At 32.1% G+C, this 17924-nt stretch carries 19 protein-coding genes and 1 other RNA gene; 12 read left to right on the forward strand and 8 right to left on the reverse strand.

Annotated features, from left to right (window positions below):
* The first annotated feature begins 1 nt into the window (after position 1).
* The 6 genes from G9F72_RS07110 to rnpB all read left to right on the forward strand — a co-directional run bounded on the left by G9F72_RS07110 (position 2) and on the right by rnpB (position 4670).
* A complete protein-coding gene (locus tag G9F72_RS07110; RefSeq protein WP_164956636.1) occupies positions 2-997 on the forward strand; it encodes a LacI family DNA-binding transcriptional regulator in 996 nt (331 codons plus the stop codon).
* Positions 998-1196: 199 nt separating this feature from the next.
* Positions 1197-1595 carry an IS200/IS605 family transposase gene (gene tnpA, locus G9F72_RS07115; RefSeq protein WP_164956637.1) on the forward strand — a complete coding sequence of 133 codons (399 nt, stop codon included), beginning with the start codon at positions 1197-1199 and terminating at the stop codon, positions 1593-1595.
* A 19-nt stretch (positions 1596-1614) separates the two neighbouring features.
* Complete coding sequence (locus G9F72_RS07120) at positions 1615-3057, forward strand: NAD(P)/FAD-dependent oxidoreductase (RefSeq protein ID WP_164956638.1); 1443 nt, start codon at positions 1615-1617, stop codon at positions 3055-3057.
* A gap of 95 nt (positions 3058-3152) precedes the next feature.
* A complete protein-coding gene (locus tag G9F72_RS26945) occupies positions 3153-3281 on the forward strand; it encodes a hypothetical protein (RefSeq protein WP_263486792.1) in 129 nt (42 codons plus the stop codon).
* 17 nt (positions 3282-3298) lie between these two features.
* Positions 3299-4180 carry a proline iminopeptidase gene (gene pepI, locus G9F72_RS07125; protein WP_164956639.1) on the forward strand — a complete coding sequence of 294 codons (882 nt, stop codon included), beginning with the start codon at positions 3299-3301 and terminating at the stop codon, positions 4178-4180.
* A 113-nt stretch (positions 4181-4293) separates the two neighbouring features.
* Positions 4294-4670: RNase P RNA component class A (rnpB, locus tag G9F72_RS07130), an RNA gene on the forward strand.
* A 62-nt stretch (positions 4671-4732) separates the two neighbouring features.
* Here rnpB and G9F72_RS07135 read toward each other — a convergent pair.
* The 5 genes from G9F72_RS07135 to G9F72_RS07155 form a co-directional block, all read right to left on the reverse strand.
* Positions 4733-5683, reverse strand: a complete 951-nt coding sequence (locus tag G9F72_RS07135) for an ABC transporter permease (RefSeq protein ID WP_164956640.1) — start codon at positions 5681-5683, stop codon at positions 4733-4735.
* Positions 5676-6602, reverse strand: coding sequence for an ABC transporter ATP-binding protein (locus G9F72_RS07140; RefSeq protein WP_411955930.1), 927 nt, complete (start codon positions 6600-6602; stop codon positions 5676-5678). The genes G9F72_RS07135 and G9F72_RS07140 overlap by 8 nt, the downstream gene beginning before the upstream one ends.
* A 104-nt stretch (positions 6603-6706) precedes the next feature.
* The gene (locus G9F72_RS07145; RefSeq protein ID WP_164956641.1) at positions 6707-7465 is read right to left on the reverse strand and encodes a hypothetical protein; all 759 of its coding nucleotides are present in this window, start codon (positions 7463-7465) and stop codon (positions 6707-6709) included.
* Positions 7465-8160, reverse strand: a complete 696-nt coding sequence (locus G9F72_RS07150) for an ABC transporter ATP-binding protein (protein WP_164956642.1) — start codon at positions 8158-8160, stop codon at positions 7465-7467. The genes G9F72_RS07145 and G9F72_RS07150 overlap by 1 nt, the downstream gene beginning before the upstream one ends.
* Positions 8153-8530: a GntR family transcriptional regulator gene (locus G9F72_RS07155; protein ID WP_164956643.1), complete on the reverse strand. Its 378-nt coding sequence runs from the start codon at positions 8528-8530 to the stop codon at positions 8153-8155. The genes G9F72_RS07150 and G9F72_RS07155 overlap by 8 nt, the downstream gene beginning before the upstream one ends.
* Before the next feature lie 340 nt (positions 8531-8870).
* Here G9F72_RS07155 and G9F72_RS07160 point away from each other — a divergent pair, with 340 nt between their 5' ends.
* From G9F72_RS07160 to G9F72_RS07185, 6 genes are all read left to right on the forward strand, one after another.
* A complete protein-coding gene (locus G9F72_RS07160) occupies positions 8871-9566 on the forward strand; it encodes a response regulator transcription factor (RefSeq protein WP_164956644.1) in 696 nt (231 codons plus the stop codon).
* A complete protein-coding gene (locus G9F72_RS07165) occupies positions 9556-10854 on the forward strand; it encodes a sensor histidine kinase (protein ID WP_224676007.1) in 1299 nt (432 codons plus the stop codon). Before G9F72_RS07160 ends, G9F72_RS07165 begins: the two co-directional genes overlap by 11 nt.
* 107 nt (positions 10855-10961) lie before the next feature.
* A complete protein-coding gene (locus tag G9F72_RS07170) occupies positions 10962-11840 on the forward strand; it encodes a hypothetical protein (RefSeq protein ID WP_164956645.1) in 879 nt (292 codons plus the stop codon).
* A 145-nt stretch (positions 11841-11985) separates the two neighbouring features.
* Complete coding sequence (locus G9F72_RS07175) at positions 11986-12723, forward strand: ABC transporter ATP-binding protein (protein WP_164956646.1); 738 nt, start codon at positions 11986-11988, stop codon at positions 12721-12723.
* Positions 12716-13462 (forward strand): ABC transporter permease, encoded by a 747-nt coding sequence (locus G9F72_RS07180; RefSeq protein WP_164956647.1) that lies wholly within the window; start codon positions 12716-12718, stop codon positions 13460-13462. Before G9F72_RS07175 ends, G9F72_RS07180 begins: the two co-directional genes overlap by 8 nt.
* Positions 13463-13737: 275 nt before the next feature.
* Complete coding sequence (locus tag G9F72_RS07185; protein ID WP_164956648.1) at positions 13738-14274, forward strand: hypothetical protein; 537 nt, start codon at positions 13738-13740, stop codon at positions 14272-14274.
* 132 nt (positions 14275-14406) lie between these two features.
* Here the strand turns inward: G9F72_RS07185 and G9F72_RS07190 are convergent, their stop codons facing one another.
* The 3 genes from G9F72_RS07190 to hypD are packed head-to-tail and all read right to left on the reverse strand — an operon-like array spanning position 14407 to position 17919.
* Positions 14407-14688 carry a pyrimidine/purine nucleoside phosphorylase gene (locus tag G9F72_RS07190; protein ID WP_164956649.1) on the reverse strand — a complete coding sequence of 94 codons (282 nt, stop codon included), beginning with the start codon at positions 14686-14688 and terminating at the stop codon, positions 14407-14409.
* A 29-nt stretch (positions 14689-14717) separates the two neighbouring features.
* The gene (proC, locus tag G9F72_RS07195) at positions 14718-15524 is read right to left on the reverse strand and encodes a pyrroline-5-carboxylate reductase (protein ID WP_164956650.1); all 807 of its coding nucleotides are present in this window, start codon (positions 15522-15524) and stop codon (positions 14718-14720) included.
* A gap of 19 nt (positions 15525-15543) precedes the next feature.
* The gene (gene hypD / locus G9F72_RS07200) at positions 15544-17919 is read right to left on the reverse strand and encodes a trans-4-hydroxy-L-proline dehydratase (protein ID WP_164956651.1); all 2376 of its coding nucleotides are present in this window, start codon (positions 17917-17919) and stop codon (positions 15544-15546) included.
* Positions 17920-17924 lie beyond the last annotated feature (5 nt).

Raw genomic sequence — 17924 nt, forward strand, 5'->3', positions numbered from 1 at the left:
TATGGCAACAATAAAAGATATTGCAAAGGTGGCTGGCGTGTCAATTGCTACTGTATCTAGGGTATTAAATTTTGATGATAAGTTAACTGTACCAGACGCTACAAAACAAAGAATATTTGAAGCAGCGGAGGAGTTAAATTATACAAAAAAGACAGAAAAAAATGTAAAGAAGAGTACTTATAAGGTAGCCATAGCAAATTGGTACACTGAGAAAGAAGAAGTACTAGATCCATATTATTTATCTATAAGAATGGCTATAGAGAAAAAATGTGCCAGTGAAAATATAGAAGTAGTAAAATTATCACCATTTTTTACTACATATATAAAAGAAGTAGATGGAATTATAGCTATTGGAAAATTTGGTCATATGGAAGTAGAAAAGCTTAGAACAGTATCTGAAAGCATTGTGTTTGTTGATTCCTCCCCAGAAAGTGAAGTCTATGATTCTGTAGTATGTGATTTGAAATATGCCACTATCAATATAGTAAATTATTTAGATGGCCTTGGGCATAAAAACATTGGATTTATTAGTGGCGCGGAATATGTTAACGGGAACAAAGAGATCTTTGTTGATAGACGAGAAAGAACCTATAAAGAAGAAATGCATGCTAGGGGTGTAGACTACAAGGAAAAAGTATATATAGGTGAATTCACACCACAAAGTGGGTATGAGCTTATGAAAAGGGCATTAGGAGATAAAAACAAGGTAACAGCCTACATAATAGCTAATGATTCTATGGCAATAGGGGCCTACAGAGCTATAAGTGAAGCAGGCCTAAAAATACCAGAAGACATTAGTGTAGTATCATATAACGATAATATAACCTCACAGTTTATAGTGCCCGCATTAACTACTGTTAAAATACACATGGAGTTTATGGGTGAAACTGCTGTAGAATTAATGATTGAAAAGTTAAAAGATGGAAGAGAAATAGCTAAAAAAATTGTTATACCTACAAAGCTTATAAAGAGAGATAGTTGCGCAAAATTAAATTAATAATTTTTGATTTTAATATTAAAAATCCGGTATAAGCAAGTAAGTTTGCTTATACTGGTTTTTTTTATCTAAAATATCTATAAAGGTTTCACTTGCGAAAATCTATCAATTGAGTGAAAGTATCTATCATAATATAGTTAGTTTCTTTTTTGTGTATAAGATTATTGAAAACATACACGAATAGTACTATAATTGAATTATGGAAAATGAATATAGAAGAACACAGACCACAGTAAGTTTAATTAATTATCATTTTGTATTTTGTCCGAGGTATAGAAGAAAAATATTCTTAATACCTAATGTAGAAGAAAGATTTAAACATATGGTCAAATTTATTTGTGAGGAGTTAGACATTGAAATAATAGCCATAGAATGTGATAAAGACTATACACATATGTTTTTAAATTGTCTTCCAACGTTAAGTCCTTCAGACATAATGCAAAAAATAAAAGGTGGAACAAGTAGAGTTTTAAGAGGTGAGTTTCTAGAATTAAACAAAATGCCGAGTTTATGGACGCGAAGTTATTTTGTATCAACTTCTGGAGTATGTAGTGAAACTATAAAGAAATATGTAGAAAATCAAAAGACAAGATATTGAGGAAGCGGGGGGGATATTTATGTATGATGTGATTATTATAGGGTCAGGAGTAGTGGGGTCCGCTATAGCTAGGAAACTTTCAAGATTTAATTTGAAGATATGTATTTTAGAAAAAGAAGATGATGTTGGTACGGGAGCGTCAAAAGCCAATAGTGGTATAGTTCATGGTGGATATGCTGCTAAGTATGGTACATTAAAGGGACAATTATGCGGAAAAGGTAACAAAATGTATAGAGAACTCCAGGGAGAGTTAAATTTTGGATATAGGAAGACAGGAGCTTTGGTCATTGGATTTAATGAAGAGGATGAGAAAAAAATTACGGAGCTTTATGAAAATGGTTTAAAAATGGGATGCGATGATTTAGAGATAATTGGAGGAGAGAAACTAAAAGAATTAGAACCACATTTAAATAGTGAAGTTACGGTAGCACTTTATGCTAAAAGTGTAGGGGTTACCTCCCCTTATGAATTTACGATTGCATTAGTAGAAAATGCTATCACAAACGGTGTAGAGCTTAAGCTTGAGAATGAAGTAATATCTATAGAAAACTTAGAAGAAAAATTTATTGTACATACAAATAAAGAGAACATTGAAGCAAGATATATTATAAATGCCGCTGGACACCACAGCGATAAAATAGCTAATATGGTAGGACTTGACGATTTCAAAATAATACCTAAAAGAGGTCAATATATTTTGATGGGAAAAGATCAGGGTCACTTGGTTAACACTGTTATTTTTCAAGTGCCTACAGATAAGGGCAAAGGAATATTAGTAACTACCACCTATCATGGTAACTTTATGTTAGGACCTAATGCAGAAGAAGTAAGTGATAAAGATGATGTAGCAACTACCGCCAAGTCTTTAAAATATGTCATAGAAACAGCTAGAAGGTCCATATCAGATTTTGATGTAAGAAAGACCTTAACTACTTTTTCAGGTATAAGAGCTACTAGCAATACGGGGGATTTTATCATTGAGGAGAGCAAGGTCAAAAGATTCATAAATGTTGCGGGCATAGACTCTCCGGGACTTACATCATCTCCTGCCATAGCTGAAATGGTAGCAGACATACTCGTGAACTGCGGAATAGTGCTTGTGGAGAAAGATAATTTTATTTCATACAGAAAAGGGATAATAGTTAAAAAAGATAATAATTTTCATGGAAAAGTTGATGATGAGGATCCAGCAAAGAATATAATATGCAGATGTGAGGTAGTAACAGAAGCAGAAATTGTGGATGCTATTCATAGAAATATCCCCATTAGTTCTACTGATGCTATTAAAAGACGTACAAGAGCAGGAATGGGAATCTGCCAAGCAAATTTTTGTAGATCTAGAGTTGTGGCTATAATAGCAAGAGAACTTAATATTGATCCAGATAAAGTTACAGTAAGAGGAAATATTTCATCTAAACCACCTGTTAGAGCGGAAATAAATTTGATTAGGAAATTGAGATAATAAAAAAAATATAGGCACAGCTTATACTAATTTATCTTAATTCAAGGAAATAAGGTGGAGTGTATGGATTATAATTTAGAAGAATTAAAAAATGTATGTATAAAGCATGGAATTATAATGGTATTATATATTATATGGCTGACCTTGTTATCATAACTGAAGGCGGCTGTGAAGTATTGAATAAATATACAAAAGACTTAATTATTGTTCATGAATACAAATAGACAAAAGGAGATTGATTATGAAGATTACTGAAGGCTATATTCCATATCTAGAATATAAAACTTACTATCGTATAGTAGGTGAATGCACAGGAAATAAAAAGCCATTGCTTTTATTACACGGTGGACCGGGTTCTACACACAATTATTTTGAAGTACTTGACAAAGTTGCGGAAGATGGACGTGCGGTTATTATGTATGACCAATTGGGATGCGGATTGTCCGCAACACCTTCCCGTCCTGACTTATGGTGTGCGAAGACATGGATTGAAGAGTTAATCCAGTTACGTAAACACTTAGGCTTAGACGAAATCCACTTATTGGGACAATCTTGGGGAGGAATGCAGGCAATTCAATATGCTTGTGAAAACAAACCAGAAGGAATCAAGAGCTATATCTTATCCAGCACTTTACCATATTCCACATTATGGGAAAAAGAACAGCGTCGAAGGATTGCATACCTTCCGCAGGAAATGCAAGATGCCATTGCGAAAGCAGAAAAAGCCGGAGATTACTCATCAAAAGAATATAAGCAAGCAGAAGCGGAATTCATGCTTCGTCATTGTGCAGGCCTAGTAGGACCGGATTCACCAGAATGCTTAAGACGTCCAAAGGTTGCTGGAACAGAAGCTTATGTAACTGCATGGGGTCAAAATGAATTCAGCCCATCTGGTACATTAAAAAACTTTGATTTTATGAAAGAGATTGAAGATATTAAAGAACCTTGTTTAATCATCAGCGGTTTGCTTGATCTTTGCTCACCACTTGTTGCAAAAACAATGTATGACAAGATTCCAAATTCAGAATGGGAATTATTTGAATTCAGCCGCCATATGCCATTCGTAGAGGAGAATGAGAAATATATAGAAGTGCTTAATAAGTGGTTGAATAAAAACGACTAATTATTACAGTTTATATAAGAGTATGGGAAATGTTGGATTAGTGATTTGAATCTATCTTAGGAATAATAGAATAAGTTCGACAAATTGGCCGAACTGTGATAATATTATTAATGCGAGTAAGCCAGACAATCGCTGCTGTAGAAATACAGGAGAGGAAAGTCCGAGCTCCATAGGGCAAGGGTGCTGGCTAACTACCAGTGGAGGCGACTCTAAGGAAAGTGCAACAGAGATATACCGCTAAAGGTATTTGAAAGTTCAGTTTTTCTGAACTTTCAAATATACTAGTAAGGATGGAAAGGCGAGGTAAGAGCTCACCAGCGCAATGGCGACTTTGCGGCTATGTAAACCCCATCTGGAGCAAGATCGAATAGGAAAGCATTTTGGGACTGCCCGTCCCGCTTTCGGGTGTATCGCTTGAGCCTATTGGAAACAATAGGCCTAGATAGATGATTGTCTAATACAGAACTCGGCTTATAGACTTACTCGCACAAAAAAACACTAGCATTTGCTTAGTGTTTTTTTATTTTGATATATATCAAGAGATGTAAATTCTTATGCTACTATATCTCTTTTAGTAAACCCTATATATGAAATAACATTAAAAATTATAAAATAAACTATTAGTACAATAATTGAAAATTTCATTGTCATTCCTTTAACTAATGGCTGGCCATCAATATATTGATTCAAATTGGTATTTGCAAATAAAATATATTTTGACCAATTAAATCTAAGAAGTAGCATTGTTATAGTACTTCCTACAGTTAAAAGAAAAACTCCAATTCCTATAGCCATTGCACTATTACGGAAAACTGTAGAAATCATAAAGGCTAAAGTAACCATCATAACTAAGTTTATACACTGAAGTCCGTAAAGCTGCACAATATGTGCTATCATATTAACCTCGGTTATTATTCCACTGGAATTTGTAAGGAAAGGTGTTCCTGCTCCTTTAAAGCTAAACAAAGTTCCACCAACAAGAATGGACACTACTAAAAGTACTAAAAGCATTAAAAGAGTATATCCTATAACAGCAATATATTTTGATAACAAAATTTTCCATCGCTTTGAAGGTCTAATTAGTAATAGTTTAATTGTCCCTTCTGAAAACTCATTTGCTACTATTTTACCACCCATTACAATGGAAAAAAGAGCGATTAAAGATATTAGGCCAATTGCTCCTTCTACAAATCCCCACAAGGATCTATCTTGCACTGGTTGTATGTCATTTTTAAGCCGATATTCATTAGTTTGTAATTGTTTTGAGATTCCCTCTTTTTCCATTTTGGATATTCCTGGCTGAGCTAATGATTGTTTGGCAGACTGATCCTGAATTCTTATATCTGCTTTCCAATCACTCTTAGGTGCCTGGTTGCCTGTAAATCTAATTAGTAGCCCAGCTGCTATTGTAATAACAACTAGTATACCAATCATTATCCATGTACTAATACTATGAGAAAGCTTCATGTTTTCGTTACGAACTAAATTTATTATATTACGCAATTTCGTTACCCCCTGTCATTTCTAAGAATTTTTTCTCTAAGCTCTGTTGCTCTTTACGAACGCCATAAATTTTAATTCCCTGACCCACAAGGTTTTCAACTAATTGTGGAATATTTTCTACATTTTCTATAATTTCGATTTCCATACCATTTATTTCTGGTTTATATTTGCTATTAAGACTTTCTAAATATGCTTTTGCCTTGTCAAGAGGTGTAACAGTGAGTGCTATTACTGAATCAACCTCTTCCCCAAGCATTTCTTTCATATCCTGAATTCTTACCAGTTTTCCATTTTGTATGATTCCTACCCTATCGCACATAAGCTCCATTTCTGAAAGCAAATGACTTGATACTATTACTGCAATATTTTCTTCTTTTGCAAGTGCCCTCAAATGATTACGCAATTCGTGAATACCAGCAGGATCTAGTCCATTAGTAGGTTCATCTAGTACCAAAAGTTTCGGGGAGTTAAGGAGTGCCTGTGCAATCCCTAGTCTTTGGCGCATACCTAGTGAATATTTCTTTATTTTGTCATGTATTCTTTTTTCAAGACCCACAATTTTTATAACCTCATCAATTCGTTCCCTCTTTATATCTGGGTACATTCTCCAAAAATGAAGGAGATTTTGATAGCCGGTTAGATATTTATACAAATCTGGATTTTCAACGATTCCACCTACTTTAGCAATGGCTTTTTCAAAATCCTTCTCAACATTAAATCCATCAATAAACATTTCACCTTTTGTAATAGACATAAGTCCTAAAAGCATTTTAATAGTAGTAGTTTTACCCGCTCCATTTGGTCCAAGGAATCCAAACACCTCACCTGAACGTACATCAAAAGTAAGGTCGTCTATTATTACTTTTTTTCCGATTTTTTTTGTAACATTCTTGATTTGTACTATAGTTTTCATTTCCATGTTAAACCTCCTGATATGAATTTTAAATTATTTACACAACACCTGTTTATTATAACCCCCTCTTATAGAAGAGGGAGACTTTCTTTCTGAAATGTCGTTAAAGTTTATGATAGATCCAATTTTTTATCTATTAGATAAGTAGTGGTTATGAAGAATCCTACAAAAGTAATAATATCAAATATGGCACTAGCAATATTAATATTAAATTCTCCACCAAAAGTTTGGACACTAGAATTAGATGATGTAAAATTATTAGCTATTGAAGAATCACCCAAATTCAATGTTTGAGGAAATAGTGCTACAATTTTAAATGATAGCCAACTTATTGCTATTGATATTAACATAAAAATTATGAAAGAACCAATTTTACCTAATTTTTTACCTTTAAAGGCTACCTTTCCAATAACCATACAGAAGTATATAAAAGTTAAGGAAGAAACTATGCTCCATATATATGCAATTATAGAAAATAAAATTTGACTAACCGTAAGAGCTTTAAAAAAACTAAGATTAATTTCTTCTGGTACAATCAAATAAAACATCAAAAGGCTAACAAAAATAACAATAGATATTTGAATTAAAGCGGTTATAAGTCTTGAGGTTAATATTGATGTACCAGATTGTGGAAGTGTAAATAATAGATAGCCTTCATCTCCATGCAAATATTTGCTCATAATTTTTAATGAAGCTATAAAAATTACTATTATGGCACCAATAGTTAAGCATATAGATAATCCAGGCACTGCAACATCCCAAGAACCTTTCTTTGTCATTAAAAGCAAGTTAGCAACTATAACAGTTATGCATATACCAAGTATGGTCAATGCAGTTGATCTTAATTCATATTTAATAAGCTTAAACATTATTGAAATACCTCCCTATACAATTCATCAATTGACTTTGCTCTTTTCATTCTTAATTCTTCTGCATTACCTTGAAGGATTATCTCACCATCGGATATAAATGCTACGTCATCGAAAATTCGCTCTATATCATTTACAAGATGCGTAGTAATTATCATGGAGCTATTTTCACTAAAGTTATTGATTATAGCATTTAGTATTTTTTCTCTAGCAGTAGGGTCTACGCCTCCAAGTGGTTCATCAAGTATATAAAGCTTTGCAGTTCTTGAAAGTACCAAGGTAAGCTTTAACTTTTCCTTCATTCCTTTTGAAAGGTTTTTAACAGGGCTATTTTCATCAAGATTCATAAATAGGAGTAACTCTTTTGCTTTTTTTTCATCAAAATCAGAATAAAAGTCCTTGAAATACATCACAGCATCCTTTACTTTCATCCATTTTAGAAGATACTCATTATCAGGCAAATAGGAGACTATAGACTTTGTATAGACACCGGGTTTTTCACCATCTATAAGAATTTGTCCACTGGATGCATGCAGTATGCCAGCTGCTATTTTTAAGAAGGTAGTTTTACCGCTACCATTAGGACCAAGCAGTCCTAGGATTTTTCCTGGCATTATTTCTAGGTTTACTCCTCGTAAGGCTTTTTTATTTAAATATGACTTGCATATATTTTCCGATTTTAATATATTATTCATTTTGTTTTACCTCCATGGTTTCATTTGAAACAGATTCAATTATCTCATTAGTAGTAAAGCCTAAGCTTTTCATTCTAAGTATAAAGGAATCTATAACTTCCTTTGCCATTTCTTTTTTTAAATCATCTACCATATTTTTCCCCTCCCCCACGAATGTTCCAGTGCCTCTTTGTGTATAAACAATTCCAAGTCTTTCAAGTTCTTGATAGGATCTTTGAAGTGTATTTGGATTTACCCTCAAATTTATTGCCATTTCCCGTACTGAAGGTAATTTATCCAATGATTTTAGTTTTCCTGTAACGATGTCCATTTTTATAAGGTCCATAATTTGCAGATATATAGGCGTTTTGTCATTAAATTCTGTATCCATTATTCCATCTCCTTTGTGAAAATACATTAACGTACTAGTGACCTATGTTAATAGTACACTAGAACATTAGCAGTGTCAATATGGAATTTTAAATAAAGTTGATAGCTGCTAACAAAGGTTTATTGTTAAAATTTTTAAATTACTGCAAGTTCTTCAGGAAATAATGGTAAAATACTTATAGTATTATGATTATTTATATAATGTAGAGGGATTCCCCTATGATATTTGCAATATCTACTATATAAATTAAGGAAATATTAAGAACTTTTATTGCAAATAATTAAGATATATCTATTACAATATAAATAGCAAATTATGTTTTCTTAGAAGGGAGCTTATTATGGACAAAGAAGTTATTTTGGTGGTTGATGATGAAAAAGAAATTAGAGATTTAATAGGTATATACCTATTAAATGATGGCTATAGTGTTATTAAGGCTACTAATGGAGTAGAAGCCTTAAATGTTTTAAAAGATGAACATGTAGATTTAATTATACTTGATATCATGATGCCTATTATGGATGGACTAGAAGCTTGCATGAAGATAAGAGAATATAGAAATATGCCAATTATTATGCTCTCAGCTAAAAGTGAGGATATGGATAAAATCATGGGACTTACTACAGGTGCAGATGATTATGTTTCTAAACCATTTAATCCGCTTGAACTAATAGCAAGGGTAAAATCTCAATTGCGAAGGTATATGAGGGTAGATGTAATCGAAGAAAAGGATGAGAGTATAATTGAGGTAGACGATTTATATATAAATACAAATACCCATGAGATTAAAATTGGTGATAAAGATGTAAGACTTACACCTAGAGAATTTGATATACTGCTCCTTATTGCAAAAAACAGAGGCATAGTTTTTAGTGTAAAGAAAATATATGAAACTGTGTGGAAAGAAGAATTTATGGAATCAGATAACACCATAATGGTTCACATAAGAAAGATAAGAGAAAAAATAGAAGAAAATCCAAGAAAACCAAGATTTATTAAAACTATTTGGGGAGTAGGTTACAAAATTGAAAACTAAATTTGTTGAAATAATTAAAGGTATCTTCGGACCATTTATAAGTATATCATTGTCAATTGGGGATAAAGTGAAAAAAAGTATAAGATTTGAATTAATTTTAATTTTTGCTATGTGTCTTTTAGTAGCTATTATTATTGGAAGCACATCTAATAAATTGCTAGAAACAAAACATCAACATATAAAAACAGATTACAGTCAAAGTATAGAAAAGGTATCAAATCAGCTTCTGAACATTGCAAACAATATTAACGACAAAAATATAAGCATAAATGATAAATTAGAATTGCAGAAAATTTTAAATCAGTTTAAACATGATAGTGGGGAGCTTAATGCTAAAATTTATGAACATGATATTGATAGTAAGTTACCATCAGTATTTATTTCATTTTTATCTTTCTTAATAATTTTTTATTTTATAACTAATAAAAAGATGAAATATATAGAAATTGTTTCTATAGGGCTTTTGGAAATATCTAAAGGCAATTTAGATTATAGGATAAAAAAACATGGAAAAGATGAGTTAGCAATACTTGCGGATAATATAAACTATATGGCTGAAGAACTTAAAGCTAAAATAGAAAGTGAAAGAAAAGCAGAAAAAACAAAGAATGATTTAATAACAAATGTTTCCCATGACCTTCGAACACCATTAACATCAATTAAAGGATATTTGGAACTTATAAAAAATAAAAAATATACGCAGGAAAATCAGTTGGATCAGTATGCAAATATATCTTATAATCAAGCAGAAAGGCTTGAACTGTTAATTAATGACCTATTTGAATATACAAAACTTGCAAATAGTGCAGTAGTGTTTGATAGACAAAATATCGCATTAAATGAGCTGCTTGACCAACTAATTGAAGAGTTAGTACCAATTTTTGAGAATACCACTGTGACTATATCAAAGGAATTTATAAAAGAAAAAGTAATTGTTAATGTAGATCCGGGTAAAGTTGCACGGGTGTTTGAAAATCTATTGATAAATGCTATAAGATATAGCATTAAACCTAGCGATATAAGGGTAATACTTACTGTGGATAATGGTTTTTCATTAGTATCTATTAAAAATAAATGCGAAGAAATAAGTGAAGATAATTTAAGTAAAATATTTGATAGATTTTATAGAGTAGAGCAGTCAAGATCATCTGATACTGGAGGAAGTGGTCTTGGGCTTGCGATTGCTAAAAGTATGGTAGAATTACAGCAGGGATTTATAGAAGCGAAGTATGAAGACGGTTATATAAGTTTTAATGTAAAATTCAAGATTATAAACGATAAATCTTAAGGAAATATTAAGAAATAGTTCAGATGAAGTTAATAAAGCAATGATATACTAAATATATAGGAAGCTTAATATGCTTTCTAAATTATGTAAAAATATGGAGGAAAAATATGAATAAGAAAATTATTGCAATTGCAATGAGTTTAGTGGTTAGCGGTGGTGTACTTATGGGAACTGCCTATGCTAAAGCTGGTGAATTGTCTGGGTATGAAAACTATAAGTTAGCTATAGCAAACACAGCAAATCTAAAAAATGAAACAGCAGATATAAAACTATCTGTAAAAGATAATGGTGCAAGTTTAGTTGATGTGACTTCTAATGTTAAAGTTAACTCTGCTAATAATGCTATGAGTCAGGCTACTACAGTAAAGTCAAGTAAGGGAAGTGAAACTTTTACTACAGCGAGTCAAGCTGGGAAAAGTATATCTAAATCTAGCACAAGTGAAGTATATAATGTAAGAGAAGAAAATAATCACAAAAACTTCAATAAAAAAGATGAAAAGATGAATCCTCAAATGATTAAAAGTATGGAAACTGTGATGGACATTTTAGTGGGTAACATGAAAAACAATGTAGGCGTAACGGTTAATGCAGATGGTACTAAAAAAGTAGATATTAAGTTAAGTGAAACTCAAATAGTTCCATTAGTAAATGCTATAACGTCATTAGCTTTTACAAAAAATAATAATGAACCAATGCGCATTGAAAAAGCTGGAAATCTTGATGTTAAAAACATGCTTCCACAGCTTGCATCCGACATTAAAGTTATAAGCGTAAACGTAACTGGAGATATAAATAAAGACAACGTAATTAATAATCAAGTTGCTAATATAGTATTGTCAGGTGTAGATGCTAAAGGTACAACTCATCAAGTTACTATTAGTGCAGATTTAAATTTATCAAAAATTAACAGTACAACACCAGATACTATAAATCTAACTGGCAAACAAGTAAAAACTATAACTAACGACTTCAAAGGAAGAGATTAGATTAATTGACTTTGTTTTATTAGTAAACAGTAAAAATTAACAAGTTTAAATTATAAAATTAAAATGGAAATTGAGAAAGCTATGCTAAAGCATGTGGATTTCACAGTTTTCATTTTAGCTTTTTAGAATAAGGAGCAGAGTTATTATGGAAAAAGTATTAGAGGTACAGGGACTCACTAAACTTTATAGCAATGGTAGGGGTGTAGTGGATATAAGCTTTGAAGTTTATAAAGGAGATGTATTTGGATTTCTCGGACCCAATGGTGCAGGTAAAACAACAGTAATGAAGTCTATTACTGGACTAAATATGTTTACAAAGGGAAGAGTTGAAATTTTAGGCTTTGATTTAAAAACACAGTTTGAAAAGGCTTTAGGAAAAGTAGGTGCTATTATTGAAACCGCAGATCTCTATGAATATATGAGTGCTTATTATAATTTAAAAATTGCTTCAAGGTTTTATAAAAACATGGAAAAATACAGTATAGATGAAATACTTGATATAGTTCAATTAACGGAATTTAAAAATGAAAAAGTATCAAAATTTTCATTGGGAATGAAACAGAGGCTAGCTTTAGCATTAGCGCTTATATCTAAACCAGAATTAGTAATTTTAGATGAACCTACTAATGGACTTGATATAGAAGGTACCATTGCAATGAGAAACCTTATAATAGAACTCGCTACGCGAAAAGGAATAACATTTTTCATATCCAGTCACCTTGTGCATGAAATAGAACTGATGTGCAATAGAGTAGCAATAATTAATAATGGAAAACTTATAAATAATGGGGAACACATTAAAAATATAAAAGAAAAATATGCCTCTTTGGAGGATTTTTATATGAATGAAGTCAAAAATGCACGGGGTGGAATTGATGAATAACCTTAAAGCTAATATAATAAATGAAGTACAAAAGCTTTTTCTAAAGAAAAAAATAACAGTATTCTTGATAATTACAGCTATAATATGTTTTTTATCAGCATTTTTTATTTCTAGTATTCAACAAAAACTAGTATTTGTTGCAATAGATTCTGTAAGCTTCCCATTAATGACATTAAGTATATTTACTAATATATTTTTACCTTTATTTATATTTATGACAGTAGCAGAATTGTTTTCAGGGGAAGTGGGGGATAAGTCATTAAAATTAGTTCTCATAAGACCTATTACTAGATTAAAAATTTTCATTTCAAAAAATGCAGCCATAGCTATATATATAATCATAAACTTAGCTGTTGTATTTGTTGTATCGATATTTTCAAGTATGCTTTTAAATGGAAAATCTGGTTTTAATGTACCCCAAATTATGTTTGCATATTTTATCGATGTGATCCCAGCAGTAGTTTTAGCTTTGTTTGCCTCTTTTATAGCACAGTTTTTCAAAAGCAGCAGTGGAGCTATAATTACCTGCATTTTGTCTTTTATTGGAATTAAGTTACTATCACTATTTGTAAGTGGAATAAATAATATTGTGTTTACTTCTTATTTAAACTGGTACTCAATATGGACATTAGGCCAATTTAATTTTCTAAGTATAATTAATACATTATTTATGGTATTGTCTTTCGGAGTAATCTTTTTTACAATTGGGTATTATTTTTTTGATAAGAAAGAAGTATAAATTTTATAGACAACATATTGGGACAGATTAGTAGGCATTCTATGATTCATAGGGTGCTTTTTTTTAGTTACTTTGACTAATAAAATGTTAACTTGTGATTTTAAGAAAACTCATAAAGTAAATTACATTACAATTATAATAATAAAGGGACGAATTATTGTAATAATGTTTGTAACTATTTTGTAGTAAGATTGACATTAATTTGATACAAAGTGGTGGATAATGCAGCATATAATAAGTATTATTAGATAAGCTTATTAGAAGGGGCGATTTTCATGAAAAAAATGGCTGCATTAGCCGTATTGGTATTCTTAACATTATTCACAGTGGCATACACATCAAATGCAATGACTAAAGGGAACGATTTACTTACAAAAGAAACAGTTCAAAATGTACTACCAAATGGTGAAAGTGGTAAAGAGACTTCTGAAAAAAGTATAAGTTTTACAAACTATGTTAAATTGATAGGACTTAACAAAAAACAACTTATAAGCACTCTTGGGCAGCAACCAACTTCTATTGATGAAGGAGGACTCCAGTTTTCAGAATCAGATATTAGAGTTTGGTTTAAAGACTATGGGAATGGGCCAGTAGAACAGGTATACATTGACAACAAAGATGTGGATTTTAAAGGGGTAAAGCTTGGCGATAAAATAAGCAGTTTCAAGGATAAATTCGGAAAACCAATAGAGGAGCATGTCACTTTTGCATATAGTAATTTTAAATATAATGGAATAGTGTTATCTGTGTACTATGATCCAAAAACAGAAACAACTTTTGCAGTATATATTTTAGATAAAAATGTTAAGTAAAAAGGGTGTTTATAAATAAAAGAGCTAGGTACTTTGCTAGAAAGATGCAAAGTACCTAGTTTTTTATATTGGCAAAGTCAATAATATAGATCGTCTGGATAAAATTTACATTTATCTAGGTGGTCTATATTTTTATTTATATAAACAAAGATATGAAATTTCTTCTTTGGCAATTACAGCAAATTTTTTATTTGCTTCAATTATAAAGGTTTCATTTTGTTTATATGATTTCCATTCATCGCTACCAGGAAGTTTTACTTGTAGTTTTCCGCTTGTAATTGTCATTATTTCTTTTGATGAGGTTCCAAATTCAAATTCCCCTACAGCCATAAGTCCAATTGTTGCTGGACCTTCAGCTGTGTTAAAACTCATTGATTTTACATTTCCGTCAAAATATTCATTAGTTTTAAACATAATATGCCCTCCAATTATTAGAAATTATCTTATTTAGATAATTCGATAGATTTTTGAGTTGTTTTTCTAACAGCTGAAATAATTGCATTTCTAAAGCCTTTTTCTTCAAGAGCAGCTACACCTTCTATAGTAGTTCCACCTGGAGAGCATACCATGTCCTTTAAAGCACCAGGATGTTTTCCCGTTTCTAGTACCATTTTGGCAGAACCAAGCACCGCTTGAGCTGCAAAGGTGTAAGCTTGATTTCTAGGCATTCCACCTAAGACTGCTGCATCAGCCATTGCTTCAACGAACATGTATACAAAAGCTGGAGATGAACCACTGACCGCAGTTACTATATCCATTAATTTCTCATCAACTATTTCTGCTTTCCCAAAGCTTTCAAATATTTTAACTATCTCAGAAAGTTCTGCTTTTGTTACCATTTCACTGGGACAAATTGCAGACATTCCAGCACCTACAAGTGCTGGAGTGTTAGGCATTACTCTAACTATCTTAAGTTTTCGACCAAACATCTCTTCTGTGCTTTTAATAGCTTTCCCAGCTGCAATAGTAACAATTATTACATCTTCTTTAATTTGGTCTTTTATTTGTTTTATTACTATGGGATATAAGTTTGGTTTTACTGATAATACAATAATATCAGAAATTTTAGCCACTTCATTATTATCTGTAGTAGTCTTTATACCATATGTTAGGGTAGATTCAGCTAAACTCTTTTCATTTAAGTCACCTACAATAATACTGCTAGGTGCTACTAAATTAGCATTTAATATCCCACCAATCATTGCTCCACCCATGTTGCCGCATCCGATAAATCCTATTATTTTATTCATATTATACCTCCGCTATTTTTTAACAGCCACATCCACCAAAGGATTGATCTGTCCTTCCAATTATCTCATCTTGAAGCACCTTGTCTAGGTTATTAAAGTAATCACTGTATCCTGCAACTCTTACTATCAAATCATTATAGTCGTCTGGATTTTTTTGTGCAGCGAGTAGTGTATCACTGCTTACAATATTAAATTGAATATGATGACCATCTAATCTAAAATATGACCTTACCAAATTTGATAAATTATTTAAGCCATCTTCACCTTCTACAACAGCTGGCGTAAATTTTTGATTGAGTAATGTTCCTCCAGTTTTTAAGTGATCCATTTTTGCTGCAGATTTAAGAACTGCAGTTGGACCGTTTACATCAGCACCTTTGTCAGGAGAAATACCTTCAGATACAGGCATAAATGCTTTTCTTCCATTAGGGGTAGCTCCAATAACTGAACCAAAGTAAACGTGACAGGTGGTAGGAAGCATATCTATTCTATATTCTCCACCTTTTCCATTCTTTCTTCCAGTTACTTCTTTATAGTAGGAATTAAATATTTCTTTCATAACATCATCAGCATAATCATCATCATTGCCATATTTGGGAGTTTTGCTTTTTAATAGCTTTAATATATCTTCATGCCCATTAAAATCAGTCTTCATTGCTTCCATTAATTCATTCATAGTAATGTTTTTATCTTCAAACACATGTTTTTTTATAGCTGTAAAGGCATCAGTAATTGTGCCAATACCAACACCTTGAATGTAGTTAGTATTGTATCTTGCGCCTCCTGCATTATAATCTTTGCCTTTTGAAATGCAATCGCTAGTTAATACTGAAAGGAAAGGTTCTGGCATAAGTGTTGCATATAATCTTTCAATAACTCTATTTCCTCTCATTTTTATATCAATAAAGTGCTTTAGTTGTTTTTTATATGCTTCAAATAATTCGTTATATGTTTCAAATTCCGATGCTTCTCCAGTTTCGATACCTAATTTTTTTCCTGTCATTAAATCAGTTCCATTGTTAAGTGTAATTTCCATTACTTTAGGCAGGTTGAAGTAGCCTGTTAAAATATAAGCTTCTTTTCCAAAAGCACCTGCTTCAACGCATCCACTAGTACCTCCGCATCTTGCATCCTCTAATGATTTGCCTGCATTAACAAGCTCCTGAGCAACTGCATCAGCATTGAACATTGAGGGCTGACCTAAGCCTTTTCGGGATATAGCGCAGGCTGCTTTTACAAATTTTTGCGGGCTTTTTTTGCTTATTTGTACATTTGAACTTGGCTGCAAAAGCTGCATTTCATCTACTACATAAAGTAGAAGATAACTTACATCATTGACTCCATCTAGGCCGTCAGCTTTAACTCCACCAATGTTTATATTTGCAAAGTCAGTATAGGTTCCACTTTCCTTTAATGTTATACCAACTTTAGGAGGTGCAGGTTGATTGTTAAACTTCACCCAAAAGCATTCTAAGAATTCTATAGCCTCTTCTTTAGTTAATTCTCCATTTTCAATTTCCACTTCATAAAAAGGGTTTAAATGTTGATCAAGTCTTCCTGGATTGTATGCATCCCAAGGATTTAATTCAGATATAACGCATATATGAGCAAACCAATACATTTGAAGAGCTTCCCTAAAGTTTCTTGGAGCATGTTCGGGAACATGAGTACAAATTTCAGCTATTTCCAAAAGTTCCTTTTTTCGTATTGGATCGGCTTCTTTTTGCGCAAGTTCCTTTGCATAAGCGCTATAGCGATGTCCTAAAATAATCACTGAGTCACAAGCTATATCCATTGCTTCCAACTGGTTTTTTTTATCAAGAGCTTCATCATCATTATAAAAGTCTAGTTTTGAAATAGCTTCAGCTATATCAACTTTAAAATCCAAAAAACCCCTTTTAAATATTTTATCATCACCACTTGTATGACCTGGTCCTCTTTGCTCCATAAATTCTGTAAACATTCCTGCTACATAGCAGTCTTTCCACTGCTCAGTCATGTTTTCAAGTATTCTGTATCTCATGGATTTCTTTTCCCAAGCAGGTATGATTAAATCCTCTTGAATTTTTCTGCTTTCTGTGTCAACCTTAAAGGATATTCGCTCCCTAGCATCCATAACATCAAAATCCTGCAAGGTATGGCAACATAATTCAGGATAGGTGCAAGTTGAAGCAGGTGCCTCTCCTCTTTCACCAACAATTAATTCACCATCATTAATGCAAAGTTGCTTTTTTAACATAATCTCTTTCAAAACTAATGCGCGAAGAACGGGAATTGAAACGGTACCCTCATATTTCTTGTAAACTTCATCAACTATTATTGCTCTTTCCATAGAAATGTGAGGGATTGCACGTAAACTTTGTTCCCTTAACTTTCTTACTCTTTCAGTCATCATGATAC

The sequence above is a fragment of the Clostridium estertheticum genome (genome assembly GCF_011065935.2).
In the GTDB taxonomy this organism is placed as follows: domain Bacteria; phylum Bacillota; class Clostridia; order Clostridiales; family Clostridiaceae; genus Clostridium_AD; species Clostridium_AD estertheticum_A.

Excerpts from the sequence above, each read along its gene's own strand:
- proC (WP_164956650.1), bottom strand. The coding sequence starts at position 15,524 with ATGAATAAAATAATAGGATTTATCGGATGCGGCAACATGGGTGGAGCA.
- G9F72_RS07150 (WP_164956642.1), bottom strand. The coding sequence starts at position 8,160 with ATGAATAATATATTAAAATCGGAAAATATATGCAAGTCATATTTAAAT.
- G9F72_RS26945 (WP_263486792.1), top strand. The coding sequence starts at position 3,153 with ATGTATAAAGCATGGAATTATAATGGTATTATATATTATATGGCTGAC.
- G9F72_RS07170 (WP_164956645.1), top strand. The coding sequence starts at position 10,962 with ATGAATAAGAAAATTATTGCAATTGCAATGAGTTTAGTGGTTAGCGGT.
- pepI (WP_164956639.1), top strand. The coding sequence starts at position 3,299 with ATGAAGATTACTGAAGGCTATATTCCATATCTAGAATATAAAACTTAC.
- G9F72_RS07155 (WP_164956643.1), bottom strand. The coding sequence starts at position 8,530 with ATGGATACAGAATTTAATGACAAAACGCCTATATATCTGCAAATTATG.
- G9F72_RS07120 (WP_164956638.1), top strand. The coding sequence starts at position 1,615 with ATGTATGATGTGATTATTATAGGGTCAGGAGTAGTGGGGTCCGCTATA.
- G9F72_RS07180 (WP_164956647.1), top strand. The coding sequence starts at position 12,716 with ATGAATAACCTTAAAGCTAATATAATAAATGAAGTACAAAAGCTTTTT.
- G9F72_RS07190 (WP_164956649.1), bottom strand. The coding sequence starts at position 14,688 with ATGTTTAAAACTAATGAATATTTTGACGGAAATGTAAAATCAATGAGT.
- G9F72_RS07110 (WP_164956636.1), top strand. The coding sequence starts at position 2 with ATGGCAACAATAAAAGATATTGCAAAGGTGGCTGGCGTGTCAATTGCT.
- G9F72_RS07175 (WP_164956646.1), top strand. The coding sequence starts at position 11,986 with ATGGAAAAAGTATTAGAGGTACAGGGACTCACTAAACTTTATAGCAAT.
- G9F72_RS07185 (WP_164956648.1), top strand. The coding sequence starts at position 13,738 with ATGAAAAAAATGGCTGCATTAGCCGTATTGGTATTCTTAACATTATTC.
- tnpA (WP_164956637.1), top strand. The coding sequence starts at position 1,197 with ATGGAAAATGAATATAGAAGAACACAGACCACAGTAAGTTTAATTAAT.
- G9F72_RS07140 (WP_411955930.1), bottom strand. The coding sequence starts at position 6,602 with ATGGAAATGAAAACTATAGTACAAATCAAGAATGTTACAAAAAAAATC.
- G9F72_RS07145 (WP_164956641.1), bottom strand. The coding sequence starts at position 7,465 with ATGTTTAAGCTTATTAAATATGAATTAAGATCAACTGCATTGACCATA.
- G9F72_RS07160 (WP_164956644.1), top strand. The coding sequence starts at position 8,871 with ATGGACAAAGAAGTTATTTTGGTGGTTGATGATGAAAAAGAAATTAGA.
- hypD (WP_164956651.1), bottom strand. The coding sequence starts at position 17,919 with ATGATGACTGAAAGAGTAAGAAAGTTAAGGGAACAAAGTTTACGTGCA.